The sequence below is a fragment of the Mesorhizobium sp. M7A.F.Ca.CA.001.10.2.1 genome (assembly GCF_003998575.1).
In the GTDB taxonomy this organism is placed as follows: domain Bacteria; phylum Pseudomonadota; class Alphaproteobacteria; order Rhizobiales; family Rhizobiaceae; genus Mesorhizobium.
In genome coordinates, this window is the sequence record NZ_RZQY01000194.1 from 1 (window position 1) to 9,276 (window position 9,276).

Sequence of the window (9,276 nt, forward strand, 5' to 3'; positions counted from 1 at the left end):
CGGCAGCTGTTTGGCAAACTTCCGGATTCGCTTGTTACGAGCGCGCCGGAGGACGAGAAGCGGCAAGATAAACCCTATGACCAAAAAAATGATGAGCGACGCCAAGGCAGAGAAATTGAAGAGGACCGCCAGCAGCAACGCCATCGCCAATCCGACAAGCAAGAACGTCGCGGCGAAGGTCAACGGATTTCCGGTGATACCGGACTGGGTATAGAGCCTGTTCAACCAGACCAGTCCAAAAAGAAAGTCGCCGGAGTCCGTGAGGCCGCGTTCTCGCAGCAACCCTTGCAACGTTTGTTCGGCTGGAACGTCGCCAGCGAGCCGCTTCAGCCGGCGATTGACTGCTAGAGACCGGGAGCGGCGGCCGGCAAAGGAAAGATAGAGAGCTTCGCCTGCCAGAATGACCGAGGCTGCCGCCAGCATGTAGATGAAGTAGAGCAGAGCTTGACCCGTCAGCATCAGAGGGCAACCTGCGGGTTGAAGGCGTCCTTGGCAAAATAATGGCCAAGCGTCGCGGCCTCCGGAGCGAAGCGCGGACGGACACCGGTCGCGCGAAAGTCGCCGATGACCTTGCCCTCGGCTGTGACCTCACGGCGGACGAAATGGTAGATTTCCTGGAGCTGCACGACATTGCCTTCCATGCCGGTCAGTTCCGATATGGAGGTGACACGCCGGCCTCCATCCGAAAGACGCTGTGTCTGCACGATGATGTCGATGGCGGACGCGATCTGCGCCCGGATTGACTCATGCGTCATCGGCATGCCGGCCATGCCGACCATCTGCTCCAGCCGCGAGATCGCATCGCGCGGCGTGTTGGCATGGATTGTCGTCATCGAGCCTTCGTGGCCGGTGTTCATCGCCTGCAGCATGTCGAAGGCTTCCTCGCCGCGCACCTCACCGACGATGATGCGGTCCGGCCGCATGCGCAACGCGTTCTTCAGCAATTCGCGCTGGCGCACCTCCCCCCTACCCTCGACATTGGGCGGGCGCGTTTCGAGGCGGCCCACATGCGGCTGCTGCAATTGCAGTTCGGCCGCATCCTCGATGGTGATCAGCCGCTCTTTCGAGGGAATGTAACTCGACAATGCATTGAGCAAGGTGGTCTTGCCGCTGCCGGTGCCGCCCGAAACCAGGATCGATTTGCGCGCCTGCACGGCGATCCGCAGCAGTTCGATCATCGGCGGACGAATGGAGTTGAAAGCCATCAAACGTTCGAGCGAATAGGGATTCTTGGAGAACTTGCGGATCGACACCAGGGGGCCGTCGACCGAGATCGGTCGCACCGCGATATTGACGCGCGAACCGTCTTCCAGGCGTGCGTCGACCATGGGCGACGATTCATCGACACGCCTGCCGATAGCCGAAACGATCTTGTTGATGACGCGCAACAGATGCGCCTCGTCGCGGAAACGGATTGCCGTCTCTTCGATCATGCCACGCCGCTCAATGAAGACGCGCTTGTGGGTGTTGATCATGATGTCGGTAATCGAATCGTCCTTGAGCAGCGGTTCGATTGGCCCGAGACCCAGCATCTCGTCGGCGGTGTCGCTGGTCAGCTGATCAAGCTCGCGTGCGTTCAATGGCACCGCACGAGCGCGAACGAACTCGCGCACGATCGGACGGATCTCATTCAGGATCTCGTCCTTGGAAGCGCTTTCAAGAGCGGTCAGGTTGAACCGATCGATCAAATGGCGATGAAGCTCGACTTTGAGCGTCAGAAAATCATTGCCATGCGATTCAATATCAGCGGCTGGCGAAAGAGCCGGAGCAACAGGCTGCACCACCAGCTGATCGGTCTTTGACGCTACCTGCTGTTCGCTTGTCCCCTTGATGAACCGCCCCAGCATAGTCGCTTATACTCCCCTCAGTCCCTCATTAGCGGAAACTAACTGTTAACCACGGGAGGCACAAGCGCCCAGGTGGTAGGCGTGCCCTCAATACTTTCTACATAGTTAAGATCAGAAGCCTGTAATAACGCGCTTATTTGATACGGCTGCCGGTTCGTGGTCAGGGCGTCGGCCCTGCTTTCCAGGCTCTTTCGACTTTTGGGGGCAAACCGCCCGGAAGAGGCTGCTAAACCCTTAGATATAAAGGAATATGCATTTGCGCTAATGCTTCCACAATCTTGCCCCATCGGGGGCCAAATTGTGAACGAATGGTTAAAGTCCTTGAAAAATGAAAAGAATCAAGCTGTTGCGAAAATTCGGAACTGTGATCTTCTTGCCGAATCATGTACATGAAAGTTAAGGAACTCTTAATCTCGTTTGACTCTGCGTTTTCTCGGGACCTAGGATCGAGATGACGGGGGATGCTTGGGTATGGATTTCATCCTTTGCTCTGTCTCGTCGGGTTCCAACCTCCAAAGGGAGAAATTGACATGAACAAGCTCATGACGATGACCCGGCAGTTCCGCGACGATGAGAACGGCGCTGCCATGGTCGAATATTCTATTCTTATCGGCATCATTGCCGTTGCATCGATCCTGACTGTCATCGCCATCGGCGCCTGGGTAAACGCCAGGTTCCTCGGTCTCTGCACCGCCCTCGACGCGGGGGCTGGCACCTGCAACGCGGCTGCGGGCACCGGTTCCTGATCGCCTGACTACATTCAGGCCCGGATCGTTCGAGCCGGGCCTGAATCCGATCGCAGCGGGCGAATCCCGCATTGGGGCTGGGGCTTGGGACATGCGCGCCAACACAATTATCATGATCGTGCTCGCCGGGGTGTTCGGCGTCCTGGCGGTGGTGCTGGTCAATATCTGGCTTGCCGGCCAGCGAAGCGCCATGGCACAAACGGGTGTCGTACAAGGCAGCACGGTCGTGGTTGCGGCAGTGCCGCTGAAGTTCGGTGACGCTCTGAGCGCAGATAAACTGCGCGAAGTTGCCTGGCCTGCGGGCGCGGTTCCAGCCGGGGCATTCAAGTCAACGAAAGACCTGCTAGCTGGCGACGGTGCCAAGCAGGCATTGCAAGCGATCGGCATCAATGAGCCGATTCTTGCTACCAAGATTACCGGCCCCGGCCAGCGCGCCACGCTTTCGGCGGTGCTCGGCGAAGGCATGAAGGCCGTGTCCATCCGCGTCAACGACGTGCTCGGTGTGGCCGGCTTCGTTTTCCCGGGCGATCGAGTCGATATCCTACTCACCCGCACGGCGCGCGGCGATGATGGCACGGATAAGAGTTTCGTCGACGTGCTGCTGCAGAGCATGAAGGTGCTGGCCATCGACCAGGTGGCCGACGAAAGCAAGGACAGCCCGACGGTGGTGAAGTCCGTGACGCTGGAGGCCAGCACCAGGGACGCGCAAAAGCTGACGCTGGCGGCAGGCGCCGGCCAATTGTCGCTGGCGCTGCGTCAGGCCGCAGCCAGCAAGGGCGAGACGACAGAACGGGTGACGCTTTCTGACCTGACCGGCGAAACGCCGGCCGATGTCGCCGCCAGGCAGGCGGAGCTCGACAAGAGGGCAGCAGCGGAAGCGGCAGCAGCAGCCGAGCGCAAGCGCGCCGAGGACAAGATTGCCGGGTTGACCCAGGCCGTGGAAAAAGTGGGAAGCCGTCTCGACGAACTTGGCCGGGCCAAACCGGTTCCTATCGCGGCACCGGCGACCAAGGAAGTGGTCAAATACGTGCAGCCGGAGCCGCCGGCACGGGCTACGGTCGGCGTGTTCCGGGGTGTGAAGCTCGAGACATATGACGTACCGCGACAACAATAAAGCGCGGCGAAACGGATGCTGCCACCAGCAGCGAGTGGGGAGACGGGGATGCGGGGTTCTTGGTTAGGGATAGCGACGGCCGCGTTGTCGTGTTTGGCGGCGCTGTTGCTGTCGGGCCTGGCGGCCGGTGCGGCCGACCGCTTCATCGATGTCTCAACCCCTGCCGTGCACCGGATTTTCCTGCCGATGTCACAATCGGTAACGATCCAGGTGAGTGCCAATCTGGGCGATATCGTCGTCGGCGACGAGAAGATCGCCGATGCGCAGCCGATGACCGACCGCACGCTCTATGTCATCGGCAAGGGCGCCGGCACCACCACGGTCAATCTGTTTTCCACCGACAAGCGCTCGCTCGGCGCGCTCCAGATCGAGGTCGGTGTTGATGTCAGCGACATGGCGCAGGCGATCCGCCAGGTGGCGCCGAAGTCGCGCATCGAGGTCGGCTCGGTCAACGGCAGGGTCAGGCTTGGCGGTCATGTCAAGGACGGCGCCACGCTGGCGGCTATCCTGGCGGTTGCGCAGCAATATGGCCCCGACGCCGTCATCAACTCCGTCATCGTCGACGACAGCCAGCAGGTCAATTTAGAAGTGCGCGTGCTGGAAGCCAAGCGCAACACCGGCCGCGATCTCGGCGTGTCGATCAGGAGCACGAACGGCAGTGGCACGACCCGTACCGGCACCGGTGTTGCTGCCGTCGACGAGGACGGAGTGGTGCTCGGGCCGGGCGGTCTGCTCAGCGGCCTCCTGTCGACCTCCAGTCCCTTCGGAGCCCTGATCACGCGCGTCATCGACAGCAACATCAAGGTCGATCTGATCATCGAGGCGCTCGAGTCCAAAGGCGCGGTGCGCATGCTCGCGAACCCCAACCTCACCACTCTTTCCGGCGAGCAGGCCAGCTTCAACGCCGGCGGCGAAGTGCCTATCCGAACGCTCGACAAAGACGGCGAGATAAGCATCGAGTACAAGCAATTCGGCGTTAACCTGCTGTTCACGCCGGTCGTACTCGACGACGGCAAGATCCATATGAGGCTGGCGCCGGAAGTCAGCGACCTGACCGGCTTCACCACCGCCGGCGACCCGATCTTCACCAACCGCAAGCTGGCAACCGTCGTCGAACTTCGCGACGGCCAGAGTTTCGCCGTAGGCGGGCTTCTGTCGAGCAAGACCACCAAGCTCCAGGACCAGGTGCCGTGGCTCGGCCAGGTGCCTGTCATCGGAACGCTGTTTCGCAATTCGAGCAACCAGAAGGAAGAGACCGAGCTGGTCGTCATCGTCACGCCGCACATCGTGCGGCCGGTGAAGCCCGGCGAGCAGTTGGCGACGCCGTTCGACAAGACACGGCCCGCCAACGATCCCGAATTCTTCGTGCTCGGACAGCTTGAAGTGACCAAGGATATGGTCCGTAAATATGAACTGGGCGAAGGCGTAACCGGCCCCTATGGCCACATGCTCGACTTCAAATCGAAGGACAAGATGCTCTATGTCAAGAAATAGCGCCTTGATCCTCATCCTGGGCACCGGCCTGCTGTCGGGCTGTGCCACGGACTATCTGAACCACTATGATTCGGTGACCCTGGCTGCCGGCGACACGCAGAAGTTCAATTCGATGCTGCAAACGGTCGACCCGCTCAATCCGGCCTCCAACAACACCAGGATCGAGGGTGACGGTGCGCGCGCCGCCGGTGTTGCTCAGAACTACAGATTTCCACCACCACCGCCGCCGCCGCCGGCCATCACGGTCAATGTCGGCGGGTCGGGAGTGACGAACCAGTGAACTGAACAGGGATGCGGTTTCAGTGCGCCAGGCAAGACGACCGGCGTCAGGGGAGCAAAGAGTAAGGCCATGCTGCGGACCTTTCGCGCGTTCTGGCAGGACCAGAGGGGAATAGCGCTGATCCTCGTCAGCATTACCCTGCCGGCGATTATCGGGTTTTCGCTGCTCGCCATCGATATGAGCAGGGCGAACAATCTGCATAATGATCTGCAAAAGGGCGCCGATTCGTTCTCGCTTGCCGCTGCTGCCGAACTTGATGGCCGGCCTGATAGCATCACGCGGGCAGACCGCGCGCTGTCCACCTTGGTCTTCAACAGATATAATTTCTCGACAGGTGGTACCGGCCCGCAGGATTTGTTGGCAGCCGGCGTAACCAGGCGCTATCTGAGATCTATTCCGGCGACCGACAATCTTCCGATCACCGCAGCCAATGTCATCACCGACGAGGTCGCAGGCGCCGTGCAAGCTCGCTTCATCGAGGTCACAGTAACGCCCGTAGGGTTCGCAGCGATCTTCCCCGTCTCTTTTCTGTCGTCGAACGCCAACGGATCGTTCAACATCGGGGCAGTGTCGGTCGCCGGCTTCACCTCCAGCGTCTGCGATTTCACCCCGGTGTACATCTGCAATCCCTACGAGAATACGGCTGACAACCTCTTTGACGTCGCCGCCGACCCGGCGAAGCGCCGCCGCATGATTGAGCTGCGCCAGCAGGGCGGCAGTTCGGCGCAGAACTCGCCTGGAAACTACGGCTTCCTGCAACCGCCGAATGGATCTGGCGCAAACGCCATCAGGGATATGATCGCCATGACAAAATCGCAGGCATGTTACGATCAACGTGGCGTGCTGCTGCGCCCCGGCTTCCTTGCGACGGTTCGCGATGCATTGAATGTTCGCTTCGACGTCTACGATGGACCGATGAACGGCAATAGAAACGACCCTAATTTTGCGCCAGGTGAAAACGTGCGGAAGGGCTACAGGACCCAAGGTAACGCGTGCAATGCCGCTGAAGTCAGCCCGGCGCAGCCGACAAATTTCCAGGCCTTGCCACGCGACCCGGTAGTCAACGGACGCATCGGCGACGGGAATTGGGATTTCGACCAATATTGGAATACCAATTTCAACACCACGACAAACCCGGTAACCGTTCCAAAGCCAATCGGGGCAGATGGTATAAACCCTGCCAGCAATACAAATCAGCCGACCCGCTACAGCGCCTATCGCTACGAGATTTCGCAGGGCATCGTAAATCACCCTTCGAATGGTGGCGAGCTAGGCGCCCCAGCCTGTTCGTCAAACAGCGTTTCCGATCCGGACCGACGACTCCTCTACGGCGCCATCTTAAACTGTCAGGCACTGGTAGCCGCCGGGTTGATGTCAGGAGGCAACTCCTCAGAGCCGCTACCGGTCGAGGCCTTCGGCAGTTTCTTCATCACGGAACCTGTGGAGAGCGGCCCAGATCAGACCATTAGAGTCGAGCTTGTAGACATCACCGGGCGCGGCGGCCAAGGCACGCTCGACAATTTTCTTCGCGACGAAGCCCAGCTCTACCGGTGACGGCCATGATCGCAACGCTCTACCGCCATCTGCATAGATTTAGACGCGATCCAAGTGGGACGGCGCTTGTCGAGATGGCGCTGATCGCGCCACTGATGCTGATCCTGTCGGCGGGTGTCTTTGAATTCGGCAATCTGATCCACGAAAAGCTGCTGATGGAAGCCGGGCTTTCGGACGGTGCCCGCTTTGCGGCGCGCTGCAACAGTCAGTTGTACACCAATGCTGGATTGACGATCGACTGCGCCGACATTGCCACCAACATCGCGGTGTTCGGCAACGCGACCGGGACAGCACCCGCGCGCATCGCCGGCTGGCAGAAGGCGAATGTGACGATGACCATCGCCGCCTCAGGCTCTTGTCACGATGCCGTGGTCGCCGGCGTCACTCAATATCGGTCCACCACCGCACAGGTTTGCATCGTCAGGGCGGCGGGCACCTTCGGTTACAGCGGGGTCGGCATACTGTATTTGCTCGGTATCGGGCCGATCACCCTCAATGGCTTTCACGAGGAGCGGTTGATCCGGTTCTGATCATGATCAAGCGTTTCGCAAAATCAGAGGACGGCACGGCGACAGTGGAAATGGCCATTGTCTCGACCCTGCTGTTTGCCCTTGTCTTCGGCTTCGTCGATTTCGGCTATGCATTATATCAGTGGAACTCGGCCACCAAGGCCGTCCAGGCCGGTGCACGGCTAGCCTCAATCTCGGATCCGGTCGCGCCGCAGATTTCCACGGCTGGCCCGACTACGACACCGGGATCTCCCGTTGTCGCGAATTCTTTTGCCTATGTTTGCAATGGCGCAACCTCGACCTGCAGTTGCACAGGTGCCCATTGTGTTGCCGGCGTGTGGTCAGCAACAAATTTCAGCAGAATTTTTGCAGGTGACGACGGAATATGTGGCCCGGTGGCCGGCAGTCGTCCTGGCATGTGCGACTTCGACCCCTTGCTGCTGCCAGCCAATGTCGTCATCCGCTATTCGGCTACGGGACTTGGCTATCAGACGCGAGCCGCAGGAAACGTTCCTACTATTTCAGTCAGCCTCCAAAATGTGAACTTCCAGTTCTTCTTTTTGAGTTTTGCAAACATCACCATGCCCTCCATGCTGAGCACGGTCACGGGCGAAGATCTGAAGAGCACCGCGTCATGAATGCCATCAACACCAAGGTTACGCCGACCAAGCGCAAGCAGGTGGCGCTGTTTTCGTCGGACCCGAATTTCAAGCGCGATGTGGCGACGCGGCTCGATGCGCTGGCGATCTATGACGTCAGGGTTTCCGAGACGAGCGACTTCCTCAAGGGACCGCCGGCCGATACGCGCCCGGGCATCGTCATCCTCGATCTCGGCAATGGCGAGCTGCTCGGCAGGCCCGGCATCGTCGAGGCGCGCGCGCTGTGGGCCAGCGTGCCGCTGATCGCGGTTTCCGACGAGCTGAGCTCGGAGCAGACGCGCGTGCTGGTGCGCATGAACGCCTCGGACTGGCTGCACAAGCCGCTCGACGGCAAGGAGCTGCTCAATGCCGTGACCTTCCACGACACCGGCAACCAGGGAACGAAGAGCCGGATCATCACCTTCATCGGCGCCAGCGGCGGCGCCGGCGCCACGACGCTGGCGCTGTCGGCGGCCGAATTCCTGGCGTCGAAATCGGCTGAGCGCGCGGCGTCCACCTGTCTCGTCGACCTGGATTTCCAGAGCGCCAATTGCGGCGCCTATCTCAACTTGTTCAACCAGTTCGACCTTGCCGGCATCATCGGCCAGCCGGAACGGCTCGATGTCGAGTTGATGGACGTCATCAAGCTGTCGCGCCCGTCCGGCCTCACCCTCTACGCATTCGAGCGGCCGCAACTGCCGTTCGAGCCGCATGGCAGCGACTTCGTCTTCCGGCTGCTCGACCTCGTCGCCTACCGCTTCGACGATATCGTCATCGACCTGCCCAATCTCGAAACGCCCTGGCACAATTCCGTGCTGTCAACGAGCGACGAGATCTTCATCGTCTTCGAACTCAATGTCGCGTCGCTGCGGCAAGGCAAGCGGCTCTACAAGAAGATCCGCGAGCTGCGCGGCAATGCGGTCAGCATCACGCTGGTCGCCAACAAGCACAAGCGCAAATGGTTCGGGAACCATTTTTCGCGCAGCGAGCTCGAAAAGATCTTCAAGGCGCCGCACATCAAGTCGGTCGCGCTCGACAACGCGCTTCTGACCGATGCGCTGAACAGGGCCATTCCGCCTTCCGAAGTGGATGGG

General features: G+C 60.2%; 9 protein-coding genes and 1 pseudogene. 8 read left to right on the forward strand and 2 right to left on the reverse strand.

The genetic code is table 11. The features are described from left to right. Together EN964_RS14670 and EN964_RS14675 are read right to left on the reverse strand one after the other, a co-directional pair. Positions 1 to 459 (reverse strand): annotated as a pseudogene (locus tag EN964_RS14670) (type II secretion system protein F); the annotation flags it as partial. Then, on the reverse strand, positions 459 to 1,847 hold the full coding sequence (locus tag EN964_RS14675) for a CpaF family protein (protein ID WP_127272239.1): 1,389 nt from the start codon (positions 1,845 to 1,847) through the stop codon (positions 459 to 461). The pseudogene EN964_RS14670 and the gene EN964_RS14675, both read right to left, overlap by 1 nt. Positions 1,848 to 2,377: 530 nt before the next feature. Here EN964_RS14675 and EN964_RS14680 point away from each other — a divergent pair. The 8 genes from EN964_RS14680 to EN964_RS14715 form a co-directional block, all read left to right on the forward strand. Continuing rightward, positions 2,378 to 2,593, forward strand: a complete 216-nt coding sequence (locus EN964_RS14680) for a Flp family type IVb pilin (protein WP_127270765.1) — start codon at positions 2,378 to 2,380, stop codon at positions 2,591 to 2,593. Positions 2,594 to 2,684: 91 nt separating this feature from the next. Beyond that, positions 2,685 to 3,707 carry a Flp pilus assembly protein CpaB gene (gene cpaB / locus EN964_RS14685; RefSeq protein WP_127270767.1) on the forward strand — a complete coding sequence of 341 codons (1,023 nt, stop codon included), beginning with the start codon at positions 2,685 to 2,687 and terminating at the stop codon, positions 3,705 to 3,707. 48 nt (positions 3,708 to 3,755) lie between these two features. Beyond that, the gene (locus EN964_RS14690) at positions 3,756 to 5,201 is read left to right on the forward strand and encodes a type II and III secretion system protein family protein (RefSeq protein WP_127272238.1); all 1,446 of its coding nucleotides are present in this window, start codon (positions 3,756 to 3,758) and stop codon (positions 5,199 to 5,201) included. Then, positions 5,188 to 5,481, forward strand: a complete 294-nt coding sequence (locus EN964_RS14695; protein ID WP_127268518.1) for a hypothetical protein — start codon at positions 5,188 to 5,190, stop codon at positions 5,479 to 5,481. The genes EN964_RS14690 and EN964_RS14695 overlap by 14 nt, the downstream gene beginning before the upstream one ends. 69 nt (positions 5,482 to 5,550) lie before the next feature. Then, a complete protein-coding gene (locus tag EN964_RS14700) occupies positions 5,551 to 7,035 on the forward strand; it encodes a TadE/TadG family type IV pilus assembly protein (RefSeq protein WP_127268517.1) in 1,485 nt (494 codons plus the stop codon). Positions 7,036 to 7,040: 5 nt separating this feature from the next. Next, positions 7,041 to 7,565 carry a TadE/TadG family type IV pilus assembly protein gene (locus EN964_RS14705; protein WP_127268516.1) on the forward strand — a complete coding sequence of 175 codons (525 nt, stop codon included), beginning with the start codon at positions 7,041 to 7,043 and terminating at the stop codon, positions 7,563 to 7,565. A 2-nt stretch (positions 7,566 to 7,567) separates the two neighbouring features. Then, positions 7,568 to 8,182 carry a TadE/TadG family type IV pilus assembly protein gene (locus EN964_RS14710; protein ID WP_127268515.1) on the forward strand — a complete coding sequence of 205 codons (615 nt, stop codon included), beginning with the start codon at positions 7,568 to 7,570 and terminating at the stop codon, positions 8,180 to 8,182. After that, the coding region (locus EN964_RS14715) for an AAA family ATPase (RefSeq protein ID WP_127276479.1) at positions 8,179 to 9,276 on the forward strand (1,098 nt) is incomplete at its 3' end. The genes EN964_RS14710 and EN964_RS14715, both read left to right, overlap by 4 nt.